Below are 24,589 nucleotides of genomic sequence, written 5' to 3' on the forward strand. Positions count from 1 at the left end.
TTTAACGCCGGATTAGATCTTCCCGGCGGCTTCTCTCTCTGCGACTTCTTTGTCGAGCTGAGCAATATGCTGAACCATCAGTTCACGGCAGTGCGCTGCCAGCTCGCGGACCTGATCTTTACCGTATTTGCTGGTATCGACCGGCGGCAGCATCTCGACAATCACCAGCCCGTTATTCAGGCGGTTAAGATTAATCTTATTCGATGTATTGGAAACACACACGGGAATAATTGGAACGCCCGCCGCAATTGCGGCATGAAACGCCCCGGTTTTAAACGGCAGCAGACCGCGACCGCGGCTGCGCGTGCCTTCCGGGAACATCCAGATAGAAATGCGGCGCTTTTTGAAGTGGTTCACCACTTCCGCAATGGTACCGTGCGCTTTTGCGCGGTTATTACGGTCAATCAGCAGGTTACCCGTCAGCCAGTAGAGCTGGCCGAAAAAGGGGATCCACAGCAGGCTCTTCTTACCCACCGTCACGGTCGGCGGCAGCACGATGTTAGAGGCGGTCACCATATCGTAGTTATTTTGATGGTTTGCGATATAGATGGCGTTACCGAAATTCTCCGCCCCTTCCGGCAGACGCTTTTCAACCTTCAGGCCAAACAGCGGCGCAAGACGACCAAACATGTGGCCGAAGGTGGCGACATGCTTCGGGTTACGCGGGCTGAACAGGCAATAGATGCAGCCGAAAACACAGACCAGAATGCAGTAGATAACGGTAAGAATAAGACGAACAATGTATAGCATAGCGACCTCTGAAGCCCTGACAGCTGACAATTATACTTCACCTGTGGCCAGGTAAGGACTTTATTACGAGCGCGTATTGTTAATCGCAACGCACGAATTAACAACGGTTTTACGGGAAATTTTATTGGATATCCCCCTCCGGAACAGAGGGGGATCGAAACGCGTTACTCTTCGCTGTCGCCCGCGCTGCTGCGTGCAGGAGAATCGATCTCCACGCGGTCGATACGCTGCAGGCCGCGCATCAGCGAACCGCGGCGTCCGCGCTCGCCCACCACCTTCTGCAACTCTTCCGGACGCAGCTTGATTTTACGCTTGCCGACATGAATGGTCAGCGTGCTCTGCGGCGGCAGAATGAAGAGATGCGCCAGGCCATCTTCACCTTTCGCGGCTTCCGCCGACGGGATGTTGATGATCTTATTGCCCTTCCCTTTCGACAACTCCGGCAGGTCACTGACCGGGAACATCAGCATGCGCCCGGCAGACGTGATGGCCAGCAGCATGTCGCTCTCGTTCTCAACCACCAGCGGCGGCATAACGTGCGCGTTATCCGGCAGGCTGATCATGGCTTTACCGGCACGGTTACGTGACACGAGATCGTTAAAGGTACAGATAAAGCCGTAACCCGCATCAGAGGCCAACAGCAGTTTCTGGTCGTCGGCTTCCATCAGCATGTGGTCAACCGTCGCCCCCGGCGGCAGCGTCAGCTTGCCGGTCAGCGGTTCGCCCTGACCACGCGCGGAAGGCAGCGTGATCGGATCGATGGCGTAACTGCGGCCCGTGGAGTCAATAAACGCCACCGGCTGGTTGCTCTTGCCTTTCACGGCCGCCTTGAAGCTGTCGCCCGCTTTGTAGCTCAGCCCCGGCGCATCGATATCATGGCCTTTGGCGCTACGCACCCAGCCGCTCTGGGACAGGACGATGGTGACCGGCTCTGAAGGCTGCATGTCATGCTCGTTCATCGCCTTCGCTTCTTCGCGCTCATGCAGCGGAGAACGGCGGTCGTCGCCGAAGGCATCGGCATCGGCCTGCAACTCTTTCTTCAGCAGGGTGTTCATTTTGCGTTCGGACGCGAGGATCGCCTGCAGCTGATCGCGCTCTTTTTCCAGCTCGTTCTGCTCACCGCGGATCTTCATCTCTTCCAGCTTAGCGAGATGGCGCAGCTTCAGTTCGAGGATCGCTTCGGCCTGGGTTTCACTGATACCAAAGCGCGACATTAACGCGGGCTTCGGCTCGTCCTCGGTACGGATGATCTCAATGACTTCATCGATATTGAGGAACGCCACCAGCAAACCTTCGAGAATATGCAGGCGCTTAAGCACTTTCTCCAGACGGTGGTTCAGACGACGGCGCACCGTATCGCGACGGAAGGTCAGCCATTCGGAGAGGATCTCCAGCAGGTTTTTCACCGCCGGGCGTCCGTCCAGACCGATCATGTTCAGGTTGATGCGGTAGCTTTTTTCCAGGTCGGTGGTGGCGAACAGGTGGTTCATCACCTGCTCCATGTCCACGCGGTTAGAGCGCGGCACGATCACCAGTCGGGTTGGGTTCTCGTGGTCGGATTCATCGCGCAGGTCGTCCACCATCGGCAGCTTTTTATTGCGCATCTGGGAGGCGATCTGCTCCAGCACCTTGGCACCAGAGACCTGATGCGGCAGCGCGGTGATCACCACGGCTCCATCCTCTTTGGTCCACACCGCGCGCATGCGCACGGAGCCACGGCCATTCTGGTAGATTTTGCGGATTTCCGCACGCGAGGTGATGATCTCAGCTTCGGTCGGGAAGTCCGGCCCCTGAACGATATCCAGCAGCTCGTCCAGCGAGGTTTTCGGCTGTTCAATCAGGGTGATGGCGGCTTTCGCCACTTCACGCAGGTTGTGTGGCGGGATGTCTGTCGCCATACCGACCGCGATACCGGTGGTGCCGTTGAGCAGGATATTCGGCAGACGCGCAGGCAGCATTTTCGGCTCCTGCAGCGTGCCGTCGAAGTTTGGCACCCAGTCCACCGTCCCCTGGCCGAGTTCGCCCAGCAGCACTTCGGCATATTTAGACAGGCGGGATTCGGTATAACGCATCGCCGCGAAGGATTTCGGATCGTCCGGAGCCCCCCAGTTCCCCTGACCGTCCACCAGCGGGTAACGATAAGAGAACGGCTGGGCCATCAGCACCATCGCTTCATAGCAGGCGCTGTCGCCGTGCGGATGGTATTTACCCAGTACGTCACCGACGGTACGGGCGGATTTCTTGAACTTGGCGGTGGCGTTCAGCCCCAGCTCGGACATCGCATAGACGATGCGACGCTGAACGGGCTTCAGGCCATCCCCGATAAACGGCAATGCCCTGTCCATGATGACGTACATGGAGTAGTTCAGGTAGGCGTTTTCCGTGAATTCATGTAGCGCGAGGCGCTCTGCCATATCGCTCATTACGTGTGATTCCTCAACTCAGAAACCGATGGGTTTCAGGCAATATTGCCGCAGATACTACCCTATCTGGCGAGTTGAGTCACAAAGAAAAAGGGCCGGATAAGCGGCCCTTTCTGGGTTATTTCGTCAGCTTGATAACCTGCTTCACGTCGATTTCAAATTCGTTCCAGTCTTTATCGACCTTACCCTGCAGCTCGACTTTATCTTGCGGGGACACGGTCACACCGTTCCAGCGCTTATGATCAATCTCAACCACCACCGTGCCAGTCTCGTCGCGGAAGGTGTAGCGGTCATCGGACAGGCGTTCGGTGATGTTCCCGCGCAGCTTCACCCAGGCGTCGTCCTTCAGATCTTTGACTTTCGCGGCCGTTGTCAGGTTGGCGTTGTTATCAACAAAACCGCCTGCCTGCGTCTGAGTCTGGGGTTGGGTAGCTGATGGGCCCGTAAAACCGCCCTGAGCAGCGAAGACCGGTGCGGTGGTCATCATCATGATAGCAGCCATTGCAGCGAATTTTTTCATATTCATCTCTCCCTTTAATGTGGTGTCGCAATCCATTAAACAGGGTAATCCTTAACAACTTCTTAAGGGGAAAATTTATATTTTTTTACTGTACAGCAGGCGGATCCAGAGGGTTTACTGACGCCATCAAGGAGGGGATATGCGCATTTTACTGGTAGAAGACGACAAGCTGATTGGCGATGGCATCAAAGCGGGCTTAAGCAAAATGGGCTTCAGCGTGGACTGGTTCACCGACGGAAAAACCGGCCAGGCGGCGCTCTGTTCTGCCCCTTACGATGCGGTGGTGCTTGACCTGACGCTACCGGAGATCGACGGTCTGGCAATCCTGCGCGCCTGGCGCGAAAGCGGGCGCAGCGAGCCGGTGCTTATCCTGACCGCGCGGGATGCGCTGAATCAGCGCGTCGAGGGGTTACGCCTGGGGGCCGATGATTACCTCTGCAAACCCTTCGCGCTGATCGAAGTGGCCGCCCGCCTTGAGGCGCTGGTGCGTCGCAGCCACGGTCAGACGCGCAGCGAGCTGCGTCATGGCAAAGTGACGCTCGACCCGACAAGCCTCGTCGCCACGCTGGCGGGGGAAACGCTGGCCCTCAAGCCCAAAGAGTTCGCCCTGCTGGAGTTACTGATGCGCAATGCGGGCCGCGTCCTGCCGCGTAAAGCGATCGAAGAGAAGCTCTATACGTGGGACGATGACGTCTCCAGTAACGCCGTGGAAGTTCACGTCCATCATCTGCGGCGTAAGCTGGGCAGCGAATTTATCCGCACGGTTCATGGTATCGGCTATACCCTGGGTGACGCATGAAACTGAGCCTGAAACTCCGTCTGACGCTTCTTTTTCTGCTGCTGTCGCTGACGGCCTGGTTTGCCGCAAGCCTTGTCGCCTGGCAGCAGACGACCCACAAGCTCGATAAGCTGTTTGATACCCAGCAGATGCTGTTTGCTAAACGGCTGCTGACGATGGATCTGGATGAAATACGCGCTCCGGAGCGGATGCGCGAGATCCCCAAAAAAGTGAAGCACGGTCGCCTGGACGACGATGCTCTGGCCTTCGCCATTTACGCTACCGACGGCACGATGATCCTCAATGACGGGGAAAACGGCCGCGACATCCCGTATCACTATCGCCGCGATGGGTTTGATGACGGCAGGCTCAAAGACGACAACGATGACTGGCGTTTCTTATGGCTGTCCTCGCCGGACGGGAAGTACCGCGTGGTGGTCGGTCAGGAGTGGGAATACCGGCAGGAGATGGCGCTGGATGTGGTCAGCTCGCAGCTGACGCCGTGGCTGGTGGCGCTACCGGTGATGCTGCTGTTGCTGATTGTCCTGCTGAGCCGGGAGCTTAAGCCATTGAAAAAACTGGCGCAGACGTTGCGCCTTCGCTCACCGGATGCCACCGACACTCTGCCGACACAGGGCGTGCCATCAGAAGTGCGCCCCCTTCTGGATTCCCTGAACCACCTCTTTACCCGAACCCAGGAAATGATGAGCCGCGAGCGCCGCTTTACCTCCGATGCCGCGCACGAATTACGTAGCCCGCTGGCGGCCCTGAAGGTGCAAACCGACGTGGCGCAACTCTCTCTGGACGACCCGCAGGCGCAGGAAAAAGCGCTCTCGCAGCTCCACGCGGGGATCGACCGGGCATCCCGGCTGGTGGATCAACTCCTCACTCTCTCGCGTCTGGATTCTCTGGAAAATCTCGACGATGTCGAACCGATAAAGATGGCCGATTTGCTGCAATCAGCGGTTCTGGACATCTGGCATCCGGCGCAGCAGGCGGGTATCGATGTTCGCCTGAACATCAACGCCCCGCAGGCTGAACGCACGGGTCAGCCGCTGCTGTTGAGCCTGCTGGTGCGTAACCTGCTGGATAACGCCGTGCGTTACAGCCCGCGCGGCAGCGTGGTTGACGTTACGCTGGACGCCCGTTGCTTCTCCGTACGCGACAACGGACCAGGGATCGCCCCCGAGGCGTTGGCCCGTATTGGCGAGCGTTTTTATCGTCCACCCGGCCAGGATGCCACGGGCAGCGGGCTGGGGTTATCGATTGTAAAACGCATTGCTGCCCTGCACGGTATGCGCGTTTCACTGGATAATGCTGCGGAAGGCGGCGTTGACGTGAAGGTGTGCTGGTAAGGGATTATTGCATTTAACGCAAAAGACTTTGCACATTTTGCTCATTTTACCGTATCGCCCTCGCGCGTAGAATACTCGCCATACTCTCATCGACGAGGACAAATAATGAGCAACATTCTGATTATCAACGGTGCGAAAGAATTCGCCCACTCTAAAGGCCAGTTGAATGACACCCTGACCGAGGTCGCGGACGGCTTCCTGCGCGACGCCGGGCATGATGTTAAGGTTGTGCGCGCAGACAGCCATTACGACGTGAAAGCCGAAGTGCAGAACTTCCTGTGGGCTGACGTGGTTATCTGGCAAATGCCGGGGTGGTGGATGGGCGCACCGTGGACCGTGAAAAAATACATGGATGACGTGTTCACTGAGGGCCACGGTTCACTGTATGCCAGCGACGGCCGTACCCGTTCCGACGCGTCTAAAAAATATGGTTCAGGCGGCCTGATTCAGGGTAAGAAATATATGCTCTCCCTGACCTGGAACGCCCCGCTGGACGCGTTCACCGATAAAGATCAGTTCTTTGAAGGCGTAGGGGTAGACGGCGCATACCTGCCGTTCCACAAGGCTAACCAGTTCCTCGGCATGGACCCGCTGCCGACCTTTATCGTCAACGACGTGATTAAAATGCCTGACGTCCCGCGCTATATCGCAGAATATCGCAAGCATCTGGCTGAAATTTTTGCTTAACTGGTAACCTGGAATTAGAAGGAGTTAATTATGCTTACCGTTATTGCTGAAATCCGTACGCGTCCTGGCCAACATCACCGCCAGGCGGTGCTGGATCAGTTCGCGAAAATTATCCCCACCGTACTGCAAGAAGAAGGCTGCCACGGCTATGCGCCGATGGTTGACGCCGCAACCAGCGCCAGCTTCCAGGCCACCGCGCCGGACTCCATCATCATGGTTGAGCAGTGGGAAACCGTGGCGCATCTCGAAGCGCACCTGCAGACAGCACACATGAAAGCGTGGAGCGATGCGGTAAAAGGTGACGTGCTGGAAACCCACATCCGTATTCTGGAGCAAGGGGTGTAAAACCTGCCTTCCCTCTCCTTTCGGAGAGGGAAATATCTCTGACCTGCTATGCTTATTCTGACTTCATGATTAACAGGAGGATGGAATGGGACTTTTTAACTTCGTAAAAGAAGCAGGCGAAAAGCTGTGGGACAACCTGACCGATCATAAAGGCCAGAGCGACAAAATCACCGAGCATCTCAAGAAACTCAACATTCCCGGCGCGGATAAAGTGCAGGTCAACGTTACCGACGGTAAAGCCAGCGTAACGGGCGACGGGCTGACCCAAGAGCAGAAAGAAAAAATCCAGGTCGCCGTCGGCAATATTGCGGGCGTCAGCGAGGTGGAAAACAACATCACCGCCACTGATGCCAAAGATGAAGCCACCTACTATACGGTGAAATCAGGCGACACCCTCAGCGCCATCTCCAAAACCGTGTACGGGGATGCCAACCAGTACAACAAGATTTTTGAAGCGAACCGCCCGATGCTCTCCAGCCCGGACAAGATTTATCCCGGCCAGACGCTGCGTATCCCTAAGGCGTAACCCACACGTCGGGGGCGTGCCCCCGACCTTTTACCAGTACGGCTTCCAGCTCTGGGTGAACCGCACCAGTGCCTCAACGTAGAAGTAATCGCCCCAGCTCGCACACTCATCCACGCCTTTGTTGCTCGCCAGGTGATAGACAGCGTGCTTAAGCAGCCCGCTCCCCTTCTCGTCTTTGCCCATCAGATAGTGCTTTGTCAGCGACGACATAATCCCTTTAGCCCAGTCCAGATAACGTTCACGATCCGGATCCGTGACCGGCAACTGTTTTACCAGCTCCAGCAGCCCGCAGACGGCAATGGCCGCCGAGGAGGAATCCCGCAGTGCATCTGTCCCCAGCAGCGCCAGATCCCAGTGGCAGACATAATCCTCCGGCAGACGATTAAGAAAGTAGTTTGCCAGGCGTTTTGACAGCACAATCATCGTCTTATCGCCGGTATAGAGATAGCTCAGCATAAAACCGTAGATCCCCCACGCCTGCCCGCGGGACCAGCAGGAGTCGTCCGCGTATCCTTGCTGCGTGTTGCCGTAACGAGGCGCGCCGGTAACCACATCCATGTAGTAGGTGTGGAACGTCGAGGCATCTTCACGAATCAGGTACCTGGCGGCCTGCATCACGTGGGCTTTTGCGGCGTCAGCAAAGCGCGCGTCGCCGGTTTGTTCCGTCGCCCAGTAGAGCAGCGGCAGATTCATGTTGCAGTCGATTATCATCCGTCCGGCCTGCTCCGGGTCTGACAGATCGCCCCAGGCCTGAATAATCTTCGCCTTCGGGTGAAAGCGCTCCAGCAGGGCTTCAGCCGCCAGCAGGGCGAACCCGCGCGCCTCGCGGTTGCCGGTCAGTCGCCAGGCCGCCACGCAGGAGAGCGTATACAGGAACCCCAAATCATGAGTGTTGGTATCATTACGCCCGGCGATGCGCAGGCCAAACGAGCGCACGTGTTTTTCAGCCATCTCGCGGAACGTTGTCTCACCGCTCATCTCCCACGCCAGCCATAGCTGACCGGTCCAGAAGCTGGTGGTCCACTCCACATTCTCCGTCAGCGGATAAACCCCGTTCTGGCAGGTTTCTGCCGGGAATCGGTCACCAAACGCCACCAAATGACGGCTAATCAGCTCAAGCACGTGGCTGCGGGCAGAGCTGAGTTCATCACGTAATGTCCGCGATTCAACGGGGACAGGAATAGCCTGCAGGTGTTCCTCTTTGATACGACTTAACATGTTTCGGGTCCTTTAAATTACCGGGATGAGGGTTCTGCTGCGTTCAGCGAGCGGGTACCGCGCCATTTGCTCTGGCAGGCGGATAACGTAAAGGCAGAGATAAACGTAAAGGTCAGCGCCGTGGCCCCCATAATGATATAGGTGTGCTCAAAGCCGATGCGGTCATACAGATAGCCGGCAGGCGAAGAGACAACCACGTTGCCCACGTAGAGCATGGCCTGATAGCCCAGCAGATACATGGTGGCGTTAACGCGTTTATCGAAATGCTCAGCAATATATTTAAAGACCGATACCAGCAGCAGACATATTTCCAGGCCATACAGCGGTTTCAGTACGGAAATTAACAGATGGGAATCGCACAGGCCGGAAATAATCAGTCGCGCACCGACCACCAGCCCGACAATTAACAGCCCACGCTTGGCACCAATACTATTCACCAACAGCGGGATCACCATATACATCACAAATTCCATACCCGACTGTACGGTTCCCAGATAACCGAACACCGCGTTACCCTGGTGAATATCATCAAAGAACGTGACGAAATAGCGTGAGAACTGCTGCTCGGCAATAAACATCATCCACGCCACGCCCGCCACATACAGGCAGAACGCCCAGAACTTGCGGTTACGCAGCAGAGCATAGACATCCGCAGGGGCGATTTTCTCTTTGGTCAGCACCTCGCTGGCGTGAGCGGAGTTAGTGTTCACTTTCAGGCTCACAAGGACGATCAGCATGATGATGGATGCGACGCTGCCCAGAATAAAGTTATACGCCGGAGAGAGATTAAACAGCAGACCGGAGAACGAGGACGCCACGGCCCAGCCAAGCGATCCCCACATGCGAATTTGCCCGAACTCCATACCGTTTAAACGGCTAAAGCGGTCAGAATAGGATTCACACGCCGCCACGCCCGCGTACCAGGCAAAGCTTAAATAGAGCGCGCCAATGATGATCCCCACCAGAGTATTGGACATCAGCAGCGGCTGATAAACATAAATAAAGAACGGCGCCATCAGTGCGGACATGGCAACCACAAAATAGAGCAGATATTTACTCATGCCGATCTTATCGAGAATATAGCCGTAGATCGGTTTAAGAATGACTGAGAAGACACCGTTGACCGCAAAGACAGTGCCAATTACCGAGCCGCTGAGATTCGCCTTTTGGCCGAGCCAGATGGCTAATAGCCCAATACTGGCAGACCAGGTAAAGAAATAGAGAAATATAAAGCTGCTGATTTTATAATATTCGGTTCTGTTCGTTGTAGATGCACTTTTCATATCATCCTCGCCGACGTGTAGGGTCAGATTTTTTATAATGTGAACGACAGCTTACGTTCGCCTCCGGGTTCGCGGATCGCGACCTGGTCAGGGGTCATCTTCAGTTCAGGTGCCAATGCCGCGGGGGGTTTCTCGCTGGCCACGACGGCGCAACAGAGCCAGCTCTCTCCCTGAGGGAGATCGGTTTTTAACAGCGGAATGGATGCGCATTCCGGGAACATAATGCTGCTGTTCGGCGGCGTGACGATGCTGTCTGGCTCCCGGGCAATGGCCGGGGAGAGATCGACAATCACGCTGCTGCCGTTGCTGGCCGTCAGGTAACAGCCACGCTCATGAATGTGGTGTTCGGTTTTCATCACCGCAAAACCGCCCTCCACTGCCTGAAGGGTGCGAGCGCTGTTAATGCGGTGCAGACGCACGTGCCACTCGCCAAAGGGAATTTGCCAGGTTTCGACATGGACATCATGCCAGGGTGACCAGCGTGAATAGAGGTAGTTCTCATCCACCCGCACCTCCGCGCATTCGCGACGCCCGCGGAAGTAGTTATCCCCCTCCGCCAGCAGTAACATCGAGTCGCAGGCGGCATGTTTCAGGCCAAAGCGCCCCCGCTCGAGGGTGAAGCCAAAGCGGCTTGAGTACGCAAATTTGGTGTATTTGGCTTCGGTGTTGACGTAGTTATTCAGCTCAAGCTGACCGGCAGTGAGCATCGTGACGTGCTGTGAGTTATCCGCATGCATCAGGATGTGCTGCGCTGGGTGGACCACGCGTTTTTCCGCCAGCGAGGGGAGCGGCTGCTCTTCTGCCTGCCAGAACGGGTGTGACTCCGGCAAGGCCAGCATCAGGTACGTTTTCAGCGCCCAGTACGGTGAGCCGGGGGCGTTATAATCCTCGCACATCACCAGGTTGGGATAAGTAAAACCGAGGGTCAAAATACCGTCGCGATCGGTCATCGGCTGCCGCTGCCACCAGCGAAGATGGCGCAGTACAATGCCCTTCACGATGCCCGGCGAGAAGACATTCAGCCCGGAAAAGGCCACGGCGCTCCAGAAAGCGACCATCGCGAAGCGATAGGTGAGGCTCCGGCCAAACGGTACCGACGCGCCGTCGGCGGCAGACCAGTAAATAAAATCTTCGGCGAACTGACGGGCACGCTCGCGTAACACCTCCGCCCTTTTTTCATCACCGCCGAGGGTGGCATAAATCAGGCCGTAGAAGTGGAACGCCATTGAGATGTAGTAATCCTTCGGGCGGCCCGGACCGTCAGAATACCAGCCGTCACCCAGATAATACGCCTCCATCATCGCAAACCGACGGTCGATGGCGCGCGGATCATACGGCAGCCCGGCACATTTGAAGCCAAGCTGCACCATAATCGCAAAGTAGTTCCAGTTGCTGTCCGGCATCTGCGCATCGGTGATCTGGTTGAGCCACGCGTGCAGGTTCATTACCTCACGTTCACTGAAGCGGCAGGTAAGCTTATCCCCCAGCAGCGCCAGCCCCAGGCCGTAAGCCGCCATCTCCACCAGACGCTGGTCGTACGGGCCGGTTTTCCCCCAATAGCCCGGGCTCTGCGGATCGGTGCCGAGCTTAATGGCGGTCAGGTACTTCTCACTAAACGGCTCGTCCCCGCCGCCCGCCATCAGCGGAAACAGACCCCACAGCGCGCGGGATAGCCCTTCCATCTGCGCAATCTCCGTGGGGTAATGCGCACAGGTTTCTCCCAGCGAGAACCGGGAACAATCCTGCGGAAAGGACTTATCCAGCGCGCCCAGCAGGTCATGTAACGACGCCACTACCTCCTGGCGCGAAGACAATGGATTTGATTTTTTAGACATACGCTCGCCCTCGTCATCAACTGCGACGAAGGATAGTGAATCCGCAAGGGGGATAAATGTTAGCCACGTCACAGCCGTGAAGGCTAAATAAACCTCCAGTTGAGAAAATTTAAAAAGGTGGTTTATAACGAGAAGATAACGGCAGAAAATTGAGTTTTATTGCACTATGCGCGACACGCCCACCTCCGACCGGCTGGAACTGATCACCTTAAATGACACCGTCGTGTCATTCAGCCGTCTGTTTGCCAATACCGTGCGTTACCATCACTGGCATCAGTGTCTGGAGATTCTGTATGTGGAAGAAGGATTTGGCGTCGCCATTGTCGATAACCGTCACTACACCATGCGCCCCGGGCGGCTGTTTTTCTTTCCGCCGTTTACCCTGCATAAAGTGAGGGTGGATGAGCAGGCAGAAGCGATTTACAGACGTACCATTATTCATCTCGACCCTCACGCGGTGCTTACAGCCCTGCGCGATTTTCCCCACACGCAGCAGCGGCTGCAGAAACTTTCTGCCCGGGGCGCGGGAGCGTGGGTCGCCGATCTGGCGCACTGCCATCACCATGTCGATCATCTGCTCGGCTGTTACCCGTCGCCTTTAACCCGCGAGGGAATAGCCGCGCTGTTGATTGGTTTATTCGCCATGCTCCCGGACGATAATGCCCGTGCGCCGGGCAGTAGCCTTGGGCTCGCCAGCCAGGTGATGTTCTGGCTGGACGAACATTACCAGGAGAAATTTCGCCTGGACGCCCTGGCAGAAACGCTGGGGAAATCCCGCAGCTACGTATCGCGAAAATTCCATGCGGAGACGGGCGAGAAGATCCATGATTACCTGAATACGCTAAGGCTGCGCAAGGCCTGCGAGCGCCTGCTGCACAGCGAGGCGAGCGTACGCGAGATTGCCACGCAGGTGGGATTTTCCGACGTGACGTGGTTTATCAGCGCGTTTAAGAAGGGGATTGGCGAGACGCCGTTGCAGTACCGGAAGAACCATGCTGACCGATAAACGACGTGAGCGCCCGGCATGCTTTAACCGCTCTTCTTCCCCGGCTTTAACCCACGATGAAACTCGTTGATGCGCTTCATGGATTTGATGGTGCGCTGCGGCTCGGTGGAGGCGACGGACAAAATAATCATCTCCAGGCACAGCAGCACCGTACCGTGCAGCGGGATTTTGCCCTTTTCTCCGCCGCGCGGCACATGGATCACCACGCTGGCCTCTTTGCTGAAGCGTGAGTCCAGGGCGTTGGTCAGCAAAATCGTCGGGATCCCCAGACGTTTGGCTTCCCGCAGCGTGGTTTGTCCTTCCCGGTGTGCAGATTTTTGCGCCATCATCACCAGCACATCGCCGCGCTGGAGCGCAATCAGCTGTTCGGCAAGACCTATCCCGGTGCGGTTGAGCGGCATGGCGGGGAGCCCCATCCGGCAGAATAATCTGGCGGTGTACTCGGCCAGAATGCCGGAGGCACCAATGCCGAAGATCGCCACCTGCCTGGCCTGTGCCAGCAGCGACACCGCCTGCGCCATCGCATAGCGGTTGTGCGGTTGCGACAAGACCTCACAGGTGTGCTGATGCCCTTCCAGCACAAAATCGATGCTCGCGTTGACGTCGCTGGTGAGCGTGTTAACCGTCGAGGAGATCTTTTCGCTGGACGTCACCACCGGACCAAACCACTGCTCCAGCGTCTGCTTCAGATCGCGCAGCCCGGCAAAACCCAGCGCCTGGATCGCGCGGACCACGGTGGCGTCCGAGGTTTTTAGCAGCGTGGCGATTTCCATTGCCGTCTGCTCCATCACCGCTTCCCGGTTCTCGTTGATGTAGCGCGCCACCTGCAGCAGACGCGGCGTCAGATGATGCGCACGCGCGCGAAAGCGCTCCCCGTAAACATCCACGCGCCCTTTCTCTTTACGGATCACGGTGATACCTCCGGCAATGGCCGCCCGGCAATCTGCGACTGTACCTGCGCGGCCATCAGCCCTAAAGAGGCGAAGGAGTTCGAAATGGCCTCTTCGCGTGAAATCAGCACGTAGTGGCCGGTCCGACAGGCGTTCAGGAACTGGCACCAGCCCGGCATCACCGCCTCCATCGCCGCCAGCTCGTCCTGCGGTTTACCCCCGGTGTCGCCGCGCCAGGTGGCAAAGACAAAATCGGCGTCCAGCTCCGGCAGACGTTCGGCGCTGACGTCAATCCGTCCCCCTTCAGGAATACTCTCAATCAGCGGCGGGAAGGTAAATCCGGCGTCACGCAGCACGCGGCCTAAAGAGTGGTAGCTGTGCATGGCATTGATTTTTCCCTGGTTAGCCTGAATCACCGACACGGTGATTTTACGCGTATCGATGGTCGCCTTCAGCGCCTTGATTTGCTCCTGATAGCGGCGCTCCAGGATTTTCAGCCGCGCCTGCGTACCGGTGAGCTGCGCCAGCTTGCGGTAGATCTCCGGTGCACCGCCGTCGAGATGGTCGATACTCACCGTCGGGGCAATCTTCTCCAGCTGTTCCACCGGCGTGTTGCGGGTCGGCTCAGTGATGATCAGATCGGGTTTGGCGGCAGCAATGGCTTCAATGTCGATATCCGCCGTGCCGATGAATTTGATGTCGGAATTATCGAAATCCACCCCCGTCAGCATGCCGCTTGCGCGCAGAAAATGGCTGCCGTCCGGGCGTGTGCGGCCGTGGCTGGCGACGGGCGGTACGCCAAGCTCAATCAGTGGAATGGTGATATCCAGGTCGTGCAGCGAGACGATCCGCTTCGGGTGAAGCGGCACCTCCACCTTACGCCCCAGATCGTCAGTGAACGTCTGCGTCGGCTCCGCCGCACTCACCGCAAACCCTATCAGCAACAGCATCGAAACAAGTACGCGCATCTTAGTCCTCTAAAATCTGTCCCGACGCTGCCAGAGCAGCAGCAGGAAAAACGGTCCGCCAATCAGTGAAATCACAATCCCCGCCGGTAACTGCAGCGGCAGGAATGCCAGCCGCCCGACGGTATCCGCCAGCAGCACCAGCAGCGCACCCAGCACGGCACTGCCCATCAACAACGCAGTTTGTCCACCGCGCAGTACCAGACGCGCCATATGCGGCGCAATCAGCCCCACAAAACCAATACTCCCCACGCAGGAGACACAGGCCGCCGTTAACACCACTGGCGCGAGAACGCGCAGTAGCGCTAATCGTGCGGTGCGAACCCCGAGCCCCGTTGCGGCGTGGTTGCCCAGCAATGCCACGTCAGCCGCGCGGGCGGTAAAGAGCAGCAGCGCAAACGCCGGGGCCGCCCAGGCTGCGGCGATACCAACCAGCGTCCAGTTTGCCGCGTGCAGGCTCCCCGCCAGCCACAGCATCGCCGTCTGCACATCGCGCACGTCGGCGGTGGTCATAAAGATCCCCATTGCCGCAGAGAAGGCCCATGAGACGCCAATCCCAATCAGAATAAAACGCGGACGCGAGATATCGCGGGCCAGCGCCACCACCAGCAGCGCGGTAAGGAGTCCACCGACCATCCCGACCAGCGGACGCCAGGCCAGCCCCAGCGCCGGGAACTGAAAAATCAGCAGCAGCACCGCCGCGCTGCAGCCCTCTTTCACACCAATAAGCCCCGGATCGGCCAGGCCATTGCGGGTGATGGACTGCATCGCCGCCCCCGCCATGCCCAGCATCGCGCCGCTTAAAATGGCCATCAGCAGCCGTGGCAGGCGGATATCCATCACGATATAGCGCGCATCCGCCTCCAGGGGTTCTCCGGAGAACAGCGCGCGCCCGATGGCGGAAATGGGGATGGGAAGTGAACCGTGCGTCAGGCCAAACCCCAGCAGAAGAACGCCCATTAGAGCAATAAGCGTAACGCGCGCCACTGCCGCCGGGCGTACCTGCCCGGAAAACGGCCCGACACGCCATGCAAGCAGTCCGGCCCGGCTCATTTGAACATCCTTGATGCCATCAGGATAAAGAGAGGAGCCCCCACCAGCGCGGTCATGATCCCGGTCGCCAGCTCATACGGCGTAAACAGCGTACGGGCCGCGATATCCGCCAGCAGTAACACCAGCGCCCCGCACAGGGCAGAAAGCGGCACCATCACGCGTAAGTCCACCGACACCAGACGGCGGATCAGCTGTGGCACGACCAGGCCAATAAAACCAATCGGCCCGGCAATGGAGACGGCTGCGCCGCAAAGCAGCGCAATCGCCAGCAGAGCCAAAAGGCGAGTTTTGAGCAGCGACACGCCCAGCCCCTGCGCCATCCGGTCGCCCAGGGCCAGCATATTGAGCGATGGCGACAGCCAGAGCGCCAGAGCGAACCCCACAGCGGCAACCCAGGATGCGCTGCGAACGATCTCCGCGTTAAGCCCGGCAAGATCTCCCGCCAGCCAGGTGCGCATGGCAAGCAGCGTCTGTTCATCCAGAATCAGCACCGTGGCGGTAATCGACGACGCAAACGCCGACATCGCCACGCCGCATAAGGTAATTTTCATCGGCGTGAGGCCGGTTCGCCCTGAAGAGGAGAACGTCAGCACCAGCATAAACAGCGCGGCGGCACCGACAGCGGCAATCAGCGGGCGGCCAAACGGCAAGGTAAACCCGAGCGCGCTGGTCAGCACCACTGCCAGCGCCGCCCCCGCGTTAAGCCCCAGAATATGCGGCTCGCCCAGCGGGTTACGGATCACCGACTGTAACAACACGCCCGCCACGCCCAGCGCCGCCCCGGTGACCATGGCGGCAGCCAGCCGTATCAGGCGTAATCTGACAATCACGTTGTGATCGAAATTGCGCGGGTCGAAATGAAGCAAGGCCTGCACCACCGTCTGGGGAGCAATGACACGCGCACCGATACCCAGGTGGGCAATCGCGCCCATCACCAGCAGCAAGGCAAACAGCAGGAAAGCCAGTGACGTTCGCATCATGATTTTTCCGCCGCCTGGCGGAATGGCATAAAGAACGGCTTACCGGTCAGCGGATTAACCGACATATGGACATCGACATCAAACACTGCTTTGATGAGTTCCGGCGTGCAGACGTCGCCTTCATGCAATACCCCCTCGACTTTGCCCTGGCGTAAAAAGACCAGGGAATCGCCATAGTTGACGGCGAAGTTGAGATCGTGGAGCACCACCACCACCGTACGGCCATGCTGGCGGGTCAGGGTATGCAGCAGCTCGAGGATCTCCACCTGATAGCGGAGATCGAGAAAGGTTGTCGGTTCATCCAGCAGGATATAGGGCGTTTGCTGCGCCAGGGCCATTGCGATCCAGCAGCGCTGGCGCTGGCCGCCGGAGAGGCTTTCGACGGGCTGATGTGCAAACTCTGCCGTACCGGTCAGGTGCAGAGCCTCTTCAACGGCCTGCTCGTCTTCATCGCTCCACTGGCGCATAAAATTTTGCCAGGGAAAACGGCCGCGTGATACCAGCTCAAACACCGTCAGCCCTTCCGGCAGCAGCGGAGATTGCGGCAGGATCCCCAGCTGGCAGGCTACCGCTCTGGTTGGTTGCTCGTGAATGGCTTTGCCATCAAGCAGTGCGGCCCCGCCAAGCGGCTGCAGCAGACGCGCGATAGTGCTCAGTAGCGTGGATTTTCCACAGCCGTTCGCCCCTACCAGCACGGTCATTTTCTGCCGGGGGATCGCAAGGGAGATATCATCGACGATGATTTTTTTCTGATAGCCCGCGGAGAGGTTCTCCAGAACCAGCCCCGGTTTATGGGTGTTGTGCGCCACGTGAATGCCAACTTAATAAAAAATCGAACAAATAAAAATAAAACTCATTCTCTTTTGAAAGTTTGCCGCTGCGCCATGTAGTAGTCAAGGGGATAAACACCCTGATAAAGCCAGGGTTAAATAACAGGTACTACAGCGCCGCTTTTATTATTTATTTAATTATTTTCAATGAATTACATGCAATCCACTTATATCAGGACGGGAGGTTTTAGCCTGTAGTCGATTTTTGCGTTTTTCCATTTACTACTACATTGCCGCATGATTGAATGATTCTCAATTACATGTTCGATGCCACATGGCTAACGAGCAGACAATTAAGGGCAATGACTCATACATTCTTCCGCGCCCTTCATGCGCGGGATCTTTTGGGAAAACAGATGTAATGGCTACGTTCACACCTTCTCTCTCTGGGGTAAAAGGGCGCGCGCTCTTTTCACTGCTGTTTATGGCACCGCTGGTGCAGGCAGCCGACACCGCAACGGCTAACGACGGCGAAACGCTGACCGTCACCGCCGATCCCCATGCCGTGGCTGAGGCCACAAACGGCTATCAGCCGCTTAACACCTCCACCGCCACGCTAACCAACATGCCGATGCTGGATATTCCGCAGGTGGTGAATACCGTCAGTGATAAAGTGCTGGAAGATCAGCACGCTACTTCGCTTGATGAAGTCCTTTATAACGTCAGCAACGTGGTGCAGACCAACACCCTGGGCGGTACGCAGGATGCGTTTGTGCGCCGGGGATTTGGCGCGAACCGCGACGGGTCAATAATGACCAACGGTCTGCGCACCGTGCTGCCGCGCAGCTTTAATGCCGCGACCGAGCGCGTGGAGGTGCTGAAAGGGCCGGCCTCAACGCTGTATGGCATTCTCGATCCTGGCGGCCTGATCAACGTGGTTACCAAACGCCCGGAAACCCGCTTCGGCGGCTCAATTTCCGCTACCTCCTCAAGCTTTGGCGGCGGCACCGGGCAGGTTGATGTCACCGGCCCGATTGACGGCACGCGGCTGGCGTATCGCCTGACGGGCGAGTATCAGGATGAAGATTACTGGCGTAATTTTGGCAACGAGCGCAGCACCTTTATCGCCCCGTCGTTGACCTGGTTTGGTGATGATGCCACCGTGACCGTGCTCTATTCACATCGCGACTATAAAACGCCGTTCGATCGGGGAACCATTTTCGATCTCAACACCAAACAGCCGGTAAACGTGGATCGTAAAACCCGCTTTGACGAGCCGTTTAACGTTACCGACGGGCAGTCCGATCTGGCGCAACTGAACGCCGAATACCGTCTCAACAGCCAGTGGACCGCGAAGTTTGACTACAGCTTTAGCCAGGATAAATACAGCGATAACCAGGCGCGCGTGATGGCCTATGACGCCAAAACGGGTAACCTGACCCGCCGCGTGGATGCCACCCAGGGCTCGACTCAGCGTATGCACAGTACGCGTGCGGATCTGCAGGGGAACGTGGATATCGCGGGCTTTTACAATGAGATCCTGACCGGTGTGTCGTATGAGAATTACGATCTGCTGCGTACGGACATGATGCGCTGTAAGAACGTTAAAGATTTCAATATCTACCATCCGACCTACGGCAATCTCAGTAAATGCACCACCGTCTCCGCCGCTGATAGCGACCAGACGCTCAAACAGGAAAGCTACTCCGCCTACGCGCAGGACGCCCTGTATCTCACCGATAAGTGGATTGCCGTTGCCGGGCTGCGTTACCAGTATTACACCCAGTATGCGGGCAAGGGTCGCCCGTTCAATGTGAATACCGACAGCCGCGACGAACAGTGGACGCCGAAGCTGGGGCTGGTCTACAAGCTCACGCCATCCGTCTCGCTGTTTGCTAACTATTCCCAGACGTTTATGCCGCAATCATCCATTGCGAGCTACATTGGTGACCTGCCGCCGGAAACGTCTAATGCTTACGAAGTGGGGGCTAAATTTGACCTGTTCGATGGCATTACCGCCAACATTGCGCTGTTTGATATTCACAAGCGCAACGTGCTGTACAACGAAAGCGTGGGGGGTGAAACCATCGCCAAAACCGCTGGCCGCGTACGCTCGCAGGGAGTGGAGGTGGATCTTGCCGGATCGCTGACTGAGAATACCAATATTATCGCCAGCTACGGCTACACCGATGCCAAAGTGCTGGAGGATCCAGACTACGCGGGTAAGCCCCTGCCGAACGTGCCGCGTCATACCGGTTCCCTGTTCCTGACTTACGACATTCATAACGCGATCGGCGGGAATACCCTGACGCTTGGCGGCGGTGGGCACGGCGTGAGCCGTCGTTCAGCGACCAACGGTGCGGATTATTATTTACCGGGATACTTTGTTGCCGATGCCTTTGTGGCCTACAAAATGAAGCTGCAGTATCCGGTGACGCTGCAGGTGAACGTGAAGAACCTGTTTGATAAAACCTACTACACCTCGTCCATTGCGACCAACAACCTGGGCAACCAGATTGGCGACCCGCGCGAAGTGCAGTTTACGGTGAAGATGGCGTTTTGATGTAAAAAAGCCCGGTGGCGCTAGCGCTTACCGGGCCTACGATTGCTATGGCTGAGGCATCAGGCCTCAATATCCGCCATATCGCCTTTCTCCTGCAGCCAGTTGCGTCGGTCTTCCGAGCGTTTTTTGGCCAGCAGCATATCCATCATGGCGTTGGTTTGCTGTTCATCTTCATCGCTGATGGTCAGTTGAACCAGACGACGGGTGTTAGGATCCAGCGTGGTTTCGCGCAGCTGCATTGGGTTCATCTCGCCCAGCCCTTTAAAGCGCTGAACGTTTGGTTTGCCCTTCTTGCGCTTGAGCTGCTCCAGCACGCCCGCTTTCTCTTCTTCCGTCAGCGCGTAGTACACCTCTTTGCCGAGATCGATACGGTAGAGCGGCGGCAGCGCGACGTAGACGTGGCCGTTTTTCACCAGCGTGCGGAAGTGCTTCACGAAGAGTGCGCACAACAGCGTGGCGATGTGCAGACCATCGGAGTCCGCATCCGCGAGGATACAGATTTTGCCGTAGCGCAGCTGGCTAAGATCTTCGCTGTCCGGATCGATACCGATCGCAACAGAGATATCATGCACTTCCTGCGAGGCCAGCACTTCATCGGACGAGACTTCCCAGGTATTCAGGATCTTACCTTTAAGCGGCATGATCGCCTGGTATTCACGGTCGCGCGCCTGCTTGGCCGATCCCCCTGCCGAGTCCCCTTCCACCAGGAACAGCTCGGTACGGTTAAGATCCTGCGCGGTACAGTCCGCCAGCTTGCCCGGCAACGCAGGGCCGCTGGTGAGCTTTTTACGCACCACTTTCTTCGCCGCACGCAGACGACGCTGCGCGCTGGAGATCGCCATTTCCGCCAGCATCTCTGCAGCCTGAACGTTCTGGTTCAGCCACAGGGTGAAGGCATCTTTGACCACGCCGGAAACAAAGGCTGCGCACTGACGCGAGGAGAGACGCTCTTTGGTTTGCCCGGCAAACTGCGGATCCTGCATCTTCACGGAAAGCACGTAGGCGCAGCGATCCCAGATATCTTCCGCCGACAGCTTCACGCCGCGCGGCAGAATGTTGCGGTATTCGCAGAATTCACGCATCGCATCCAGCAGACCCTGACGCAGCCCGTTAACGTGTGTACCGCCGAGCATGGTTGGGATCAGGTTGACGTAACTTTCGGTCAACAGCTCACCGCCTTCCGGCAGCCACAGCAGCGCCCAGTCCACCGCTTCGGTGTCACCGGTGAAATTACCGACGAACGGTTTTTCCGGCAGCGTCGGCAGGCCGTTTACCGCTTCGCACAGGTAGTCGTTCAGGCCGTCGGCATAGCACCAGCTCTGCTCGGTATTGTTGACGTTATCTTTAAACGTGATTTCCACGCCAGGGCACAGCACCGCTTTGGCTTTCAGCAGGTGCGTCAGGCGAGAAACGGAGAAACGTGGGCTGTCGAAGAAGCTTTCGTCAGGCCAGAAGTGGACGCTGGTGCCGGTGTTGCGTTTACCGCACGTGCCGACAACCTGCAGATCCTGCACTTTCTCGCCGTTTTCAAACGCGATGTTATACACCTGGCCGTCGCGGCGAACGTTCACTTCCACGCGCTTAGACAGGGCGTTAACCACGGAGATCCCCACGCCGTGCAAACCACCGGAGAACTGGTAGTTCTTGTTGGAGAACTTACCGCCCGCATGCAGTCGGCAGAGGATCAGCTCAACGGCCGGTACGCCCTCTTCCGGGTGGATATCCACCGGCATGCCGCGACCGTCGTCGATAACTTCCAGCGACTGATCGGCATGCAGGATAACGTCGACGCGTTTGGCATGGCCTGCCAGCGCTTCGTCGACACTGTTATCAATAACTTCCTGGCCCAGATGGTTTGGGCGCGTCGTATCGGTGTACATCCCCGGGCGGCGGCGAACCGGCTCAAGCCCGGTGAGTACCTCAATGGCATCAGCGTTATAGGTTTGCGTCATGATTTAAACTAGCAATTCGCATTGATTGTCAGAGGCTGTGCAGTCCAAGAAAATCGACAATCTGGGTGAAATGATCTTCAAAGCCCGTGAAAGCATGGTTTCCGCCCTCTTCTATAGTCTGGCGGCAGGAGGCGTAATACGCCACTGCCTGGCGGTAATCCAGCACTTCATCACCCGTTTGTTGCAGCAGCCAGATCAGGTCCGGTGCTTCAAGCGGGTCGACCTGCATAACTTTGAGATCGTAAATATGGCGTGACTCTAGCACATATTGTTGGCCGGTGTAGGGGTTCTCGTTTTCGCCAAGAAAGTCCCGCAGCAGCTCAAACGGTCGAACCGCCGGGTTAACCACAACGGCGGGCAGCATAAAGCATTGCGAGAGCCATGTGGCGTAATACCCTCCCAGCGAGGAACCCACCACGCCGAAAGATTCGCCGCCGTGTTCCAGAACAATGGATTCCAGCATCTCCGCCGCCTCTGCCGGATAAGGCGGCAGCTGCGGGATAATCATCTCAACGTGCGAATGATGCTCGCTCAGCCACTGGCGTAACTGTGTCGCTTTGGCAGATCGCGGCGAGCTGTTGAACCCATGCAGGTAGAGGAGCGTAGACATCAATAGCCTTCTGAAGCAGTATCGGGGCGGAATTGCGCGCCTGCCAGACGGCAGACTTCCGTGGCCAGTGAACCATCCGCATGCAGTTCCAGCCAGCGCCAGCCCGGCGCGATGGTATCCAGGGTAAAGTTCGCGCAGTGCGGCTTAAACTGAACGCAGGTCGACGGCGTCGCCAGCAGACGGCGGCCATTCCAGTCGAGATCCTGTTCCTGATGAATGTGTCCGCACAGCAGATTCTTCACGCGCGGGAATTTCACCAGCACGCTATCCAGGGCGGCAGAATTGCGCAGGCTGTGTTGATCGAGCCAGCTACAGCCCGCCGGAAGCGGATGATGATGAAGCAAAAGCAGCGTATGTCGTGCCGGTTCGGCGGCCAGTTTGGTCTCCAGCCAGTCGAGCTGAAACTCGCTTAACTCACCGTGCGGGACGCCAAACACCTGGCTGTCGAGCAGCAGGATCTGCCACTGCTCACCGGCAAACACACACTTCGCCGGAGAGATCCCCGCCTCCTGAAGAGAGCTGTACATCGCAGGCTGAAAGTCGTGGTTGCCCGGAAGCCAGACGCACGGCACGCTAAAGCTCGCGATGCCTTCAGCAAAATGCTGGTAGGCCGCGGAGGATTGATCCTGCGCCAGATCGCCCGTTGCAACGATCAGATCGCAGGCACGATTTTCAGCGTGAATAGCGCTAAGTACAGCCTGATAACTCTCCCAGGTGTTCACCCCCAGCAGCGTTTCATGCTTTTCGGCAAAAAGGTGAGTATCGGTGATTTGTAATATCCTGACTGGTGCCCCACCAGCAACAGTCAGGTTCAACAGGCTTTCCAAATGGTGTCCTTAGGTAGGTTTATGACGCTAACAAACCGGAATCGCCATTGCTCCATGTGCTAAACAATATCTTAGCCAGTCGGCTAAAAACTGGTTAATTTGATGCTTTTCGTCGCGTTGATGCAACTTTTTATTCGGGTAATCATACCGCGCTTTAAAACGAAAGATCTGCTGACTTGAACACACTTCAGCGACCATCGCGTCGTGGTAGAGCCGCACCGTCATTGACGGCAGGCTCCAGTAGCTAATGCTGGGTGCCGTTTGTTCGATTTCCACCAGCGTAGTGTAGCGCGTTGATTCTGTTATCGTTAATCGATACTGCGCGTTGCTCACCTGATAGCTTACCGTTTCGCCGGGTGCGTCGTTTCTCGGCAGCAGGCGGCGCAATTGTGCGAAATTGGTTTCGCACAGGCGCATCATTTCTGGGAAGTCAGGTGTATAACGCTTCATTTTTTCCACTCGTTTCGTAATGTCTGATAATGCAGTTGCAGCCATTGCAGGGCGATGACAGACGCTGCGTTGTCGATTTTCCCCTCTTCTACCCACTGGTAAGCCTGCTCCCGACTCACCACATGAACCCGAATATCTTCGTTTTCATCTGCCAGGCCGTGGATCCCATCCGCGGTCGTGGCGTCCACTTCGCCCACCATGATGGACAAGCGCTCGCTGGTGCCTCCCGGACTGGCCAGATAGCTGAGCACCGGTTTTGTGCGGCCAACGATCAGCCCCGCCTCTTCCAGCGCCTCGCGGCGGGCAACGTCTTCAACCGACTCGCCCTCTTCGATCATGCCGGCGACCATCTCCAGCAACCACGGGCTTTCACTGACGTCATACGCCGCAATGCGAATCTGCTCAACCAGTACGACTTCATCACGCACTGGGTCAAAGGGTAGCAAGACTGCTGCATGCCCGCGCTCAAAAATTTCGCGCCTGATTTCGCCGCTCATCTCACCGTTAAACAGGCGATGCCTGAAACGGTAAAGTTCCATTGAAAAAAAACCGCTATAAAGCGTTTCTCGTGCAATAATTTCTACATCGTTTTTGGCGAATGTCACGGGCAACTTATCTGGTTTTTGCATGAGTCGAGTCCTGGTAGCAATGGTGATGAAATTATGAATTTCAAGGCTGTTTGGCTGCCGTTTGCAAGGCTATATGGTAGATTGGTGCAAATTAACGCCACATGGCACATTACGCCAACCTTTTGGTGTGGATGATTCTGTTAGAATCGGCAATTATTTTTAATTAGATCAGCG

23 protein-coding genes are annotated in these 24,589 nt (G+C 57.0%); 7 read left to right on the forward strand and 16 right to left on the reverse strand.

Going from position 1 to position 24,589, the window contains the following annotated elements:
* Nucleotides 1–12 precede the first annotated feature (12 nt).
* From plsC to AK59_RS0113620, 3 genes are all read right to left on the reverse strand, one after another.
* Nucleotides 13–750, reverse strand: coding sequence for a 1-acylglycerol-3-phosphate O-acyltransferase (gene plsC / locus AK59_RS0113610; protein WP_013098722.1), 738 nt, complete (start codon nucleotides 748–750; stop codon nucleotides 13–15).
* A gap of 164 nt (nucleotides 751–914) precedes the next feature.
* Nucleotides 915–3,173, reverse strand: coding sequence for a DNA topoisomerase IV subunit A (parC, locus tag AK59_RS0113615; RefSeq protein ID WP_020689495.1), 2,259 nt, complete (start codon nucleotides 3,171–3,173; stop codon nucleotides 915–917).
* A gap of 118 nt (nucleotides 3,174–3,291) precedes the next feature.
* Complete coding sequence (locus AK59_RS0113620; protein ID WP_020689494.1) at nucleotides 3,292–3,693, reverse strand: YgiW/YdeI family stress tolerance OB fold protein; 402 nt, start codon at nucleotides 3,691–3,693, stop codon at nucleotides 3,292–3,294.
* Between the two features lie 139 nt (nucleotides 3,694–3,832).
* On the opposite strand from AK59_RS0113620, the gene qseB reads away from it, so the two are divergent.
* The 5 genes from qseB to lysM all read left to right on the forward strand — a co-directional run bounded on the left by qseB (nucleotide 3,833) and on the right by lysM (nucleotide 7,384).
* Nucleotides 3,833–4,492 carry a quorum sensing response regulator transcription factor QseB gene (qseB, locus tag AK59_RS0113625; protein ID WP_029883026.1) on the forward strand — a complete coding sequence of 220 codons (660 nt, stop codon included), beginning with the start codon at nucleotides 3,833–3,835 and terminating at the stop codon, nucleotides 4,490–4,492.
* Complete coding sequence (gene qseC, locus AK59_RS0113630) at nucleotides 4,489–5,826, forward strand: quorum sensing histidine kinase QseC (RefSeq protein WP_029883027.1); 1,338 nt, start codon at nucleotides 4,489–4,491, stop codon at nucleotides 5,824–5,826. Before qseB ends, qseC begins: the two co-directional genes overlap by 4 nt.
* A 105-nt stretch (nucleotides 5,827–5,931) precedes the next feature.
* A complete protein-coding gene (locus tag AK59_RS0113635; RefSeq protein ID WP_013098727.1) occupies nucleotides 5,932–6,513 on the forward strand; it encodes an NAD(P)H-dependent oxidoreductase in 582 nt (193 codons plus the stop codon).
* 30 nt (nucleotides 6,514–6,543) lie between these two features.
* Nucleotides 6,544–6,858 carry a putative quinol monooxygenase gene (locus AK59_RS0113640; RefSeq protein ID WP_020689491.1) on the forward strand — a complete coding sequence of 105 codons (315 nt, stop codon included), beginning with the start codon at nucleotides 6,544–6,546 and terminating at the stop codon, nucleotides 6,856–6,858.
* A gap of 85 nt (nucleotides 6,859–6,943) precedes the next feature.
* Entirely contained in the window at nucleotides 6,944–7,384 is a 441-nt protein-coding gene (gene lysM / locus AK59_RS0113645; protein WP_013098729.1) for a peptidoglycan-binding protein LysM, read from the forward strand.
* A gap of 30 nt (nucleotides 7,385–7,414) precedes the next feature.
* On the opposite strand, the gene AK59_RS0113650 is transcribed toward lysM, so the two are convergent.
* The 3 genes from AK59_RS0113650 to AK59_RS0113660 are packed head-to-tail and all read right to left on the reverse strand — an operon-like array spanning nucleotide 7,415 to nucleotide 11,720.
* Entirely contained in the window at nucleotides 7,415–8,602 is a 1,188-nt protein-coding gene (locus AK59_RS0113650; protein ID WP_029883028.1) for a glycoside hydrolase family 88 protein, read from the reverse strand.
* Nucleotides 8,603–8,619: 17 nt separating this feature from the next.
* Nucleotides 8,620–9,885 carry an oligosaccharide MFS transporter gene (locus tag AK59_RS0113655; protein ID WP_029883029.1) on the reverse strand — a complete coding sequence of 422 codons (1,266 nt, stop codon included), beginning with the start codon at nucleotides 9,883–9,885 and terminating at the stop codon, nucleotides 8,620–8,622.
* Between the two features lie 32 nt (nucleotides 9,886–9,917).
* Complete coding sequence (locus AK59_RS0113660) at nucleotides 9,918–11,720, reverse strand: DUF2264 domain-containing protein (RefSeq protein ID WP_029883030.1); 1,803 nt, start codon at nucleotides 11,718–11,720, stop codon at nucleotides 9,918–9,920.
* A 166-nt stretch (nucleotides 11,721–11,886) separates the two neighbouring features.
* Between AK59_RS0113660 and AK59_RS0113665 the strand changes: the two genes are divergently transcribed.
* A complete protein-coding gene (locus AK59_RS0113665; RefSeq protein WP_029883031.1) occupies nucleotides 11,887–12,726 on the forward strand; it encodes a helix-turn-helix transcriptional regulator in 840 nt (279 codons plus the stop codon).
* 23 nt (nucleotides 12,727–12,749) lie between these two features.
* Here AK59_RS0113665 and AK59_RS0113670 read toward each other — a convergent pair whose 3' ends face one another.
* The 5 genes from AK59_RS0113670 to AK59_RS0113690 are packed head-to-tail and all read right to left on the reverse strand — an operon-like array spanning nucleotide 12,750 to nucleotide 17,423.
* Complete coding sequence (locus AK59_RS0113670) at nucleotides 12,750–13,637, reverse strand: MurR/RpiR family transcriptional regulator (RefSeq protein ID WP_029883032.1); 888 nt, start codon at nucleotides 13,635–13,637, stop codon at nucleotides 12,750–12,752.
* Complete coding sequence (locus tag AK59_RS0113675) at nucleotides 13,634–14,584, reverse strand: iron-siderophore ABC transporter substrate-binding protein (RefSeq protein WP_029883033.1); 951 nt, start codon at nucleotides 14,582–14,584, stop codon at nucleotides 13,634–13,636. The genes AK59_RS0113670 and AK59_RS0113675 overlap by 4 nt, the downstream gene beginning before the upstream one ends.
* Nucleotides 14,585–14,593: 9 nt before the next feature.
* On the reverse strand, nucleotides 14,594–15,634 hold the full coding sequence (locus AK59_RS0113680; RefSeq protein ID WP_029883034.1) for a FecCD family ABC transporter permease: 1,041 nt from the start codon (nucleotides 15,632–15,634) through the stop codon (nucleotides 14,594–14,596).
* On the reverse strand, nucleotides 15,631–16,614 hold the full coding sequence (locus tag AK59_RS0113685; protein ID WP_029883035.1) for a FecCD family ABC transporter permease: 984 nt from the start codon (nucleotides 16,612–16,614) through the stop codon (nucleotides 15,631–15,633). Before AK59_RS0113685 ends, AK59_RS0113680 begins: the two co-directional genes overlap by 4 nt.
* Nucleotides 16,611–17,423 (reverse strand): ABC transporter ATP-binding protein, encoded by an 813-nt coding sequence (locus AK59_RS0113690; protein WP_029883036.1) that lies wholly within the window; start codon nucleotides 17,421–17,423, stop codon nucleotides 16,611–16,613. The genes AK59_RS0113685 and AK59_RS0113690 overlap by 4 nt, the downstream gene beginning before the upstream one ends.
* A gap of 382 nt (nucleotides 17,424–17,805) precedes the next feature.
* On the opposite strand from AK59_RS0113690, the gene AK59_RS0113695 reads away from it, so the two are divergent.
* Nucleotides 17,806–19,947 carry a TonB-dependent siderophore receptor gene (locus AK59_RS0113695; protein ID WP_029883037.1) on the forward strand — a complete coding sequence of 714 codons (2,142 nt, stop codon included), beginning with the start codon at nucleotides 17,806–17,808 and terminating at the stop codon, nucleotides 19,945–19,947.
* A gap of 59 nt (nucleotides 19,948–20,006) precedes the next feature.
* On the opposite strand, the gene parE is transcribed toward AK59_RS0113695, so the two are convergent.
* From parE to nudF, 5 genes are read right to left on the reverse strand one after another with little or no spacing between them, the layout of a single operon-like run.
* Nucleotides 20,007–21,899, reverse strand: a complete 1,893-nt coding sequence (parE, locus tag AK59_RS0113700; protein ID WP_013098740.1) for a DNA topoisomerase IV subunit B — start codon at nucleotides 21,897–21,899, stop codon at nucleotides 20,007–20,009.
* Nucleotides 21,900–21,927: 28 nt separating this feature from the next.
* Nucleotides 21,928–22,509 (reverse strand): esterase YqiA, encoded by a 582-nt coding sequence (yqiA, locus tag AK59_RS0113705; protein WP_029883038.1) that lies wholly within the window; start codon nucleotides 22,507–22,509, stop codon nucleotides 21,928–21,930.
* A complete protein-coding gene (gene cpdA, locus AK59_RS0113710) occupies nucleotides 22,509–23,336 on the reverse strand; it encodes a 3',5'-cyclic-AMP phosphodiesterase (RefSeq protein ID WP_029883039.1) in 828 nt (275 codons plus the stop codon). The genes yqiA and cpdA overlap by 1 nt, the downstream gene beginning before the upstream one ends.
* Nucleotides 23,337–23,363: 27 nt before the next feature.
* Nucleotides 23,364–23,786: a DUF1249 family protein gene (locus tag AK59_RS0113715; protein WP_003862516.1), complete on the reverse strand. Its 423-nt coding sequence runs from the start codon at nucleotides 23,784–23,786 to the stop codon at nucleotides 23,364–23,366.
* Nucleotides 23,783–24,415: an ADP-ribose diphosphatase gene (gene nudF / locus AK59_RS0113720; RefSeq protein WP_013098743.1), complete on the reverse strand. Its 633-nt coding sequence runs from the start codon at nucleotides 24,413–24,415 to the stop codon at nucleotides 23,783–23,785. Before nudF ends, AK59_RS0113715 begins: the two co-directional genes overlap by 4 nt.
* Between the last annotated feature and the right edge of the window lie 174 nt (nucleotides 24,416–24,589).

Origin of the sequence: Enterobacter sp. T1-1 (assembly GCF_000710795.1) — a bacterium.
GTDB classification, from domain to species: domain Bacteria; phylum Pseudomonadota; class Gammaproteobacteria; order Enterobacterales; family Enterobacteriaceae; genus Enterobacter; species Enterobacter cloacae.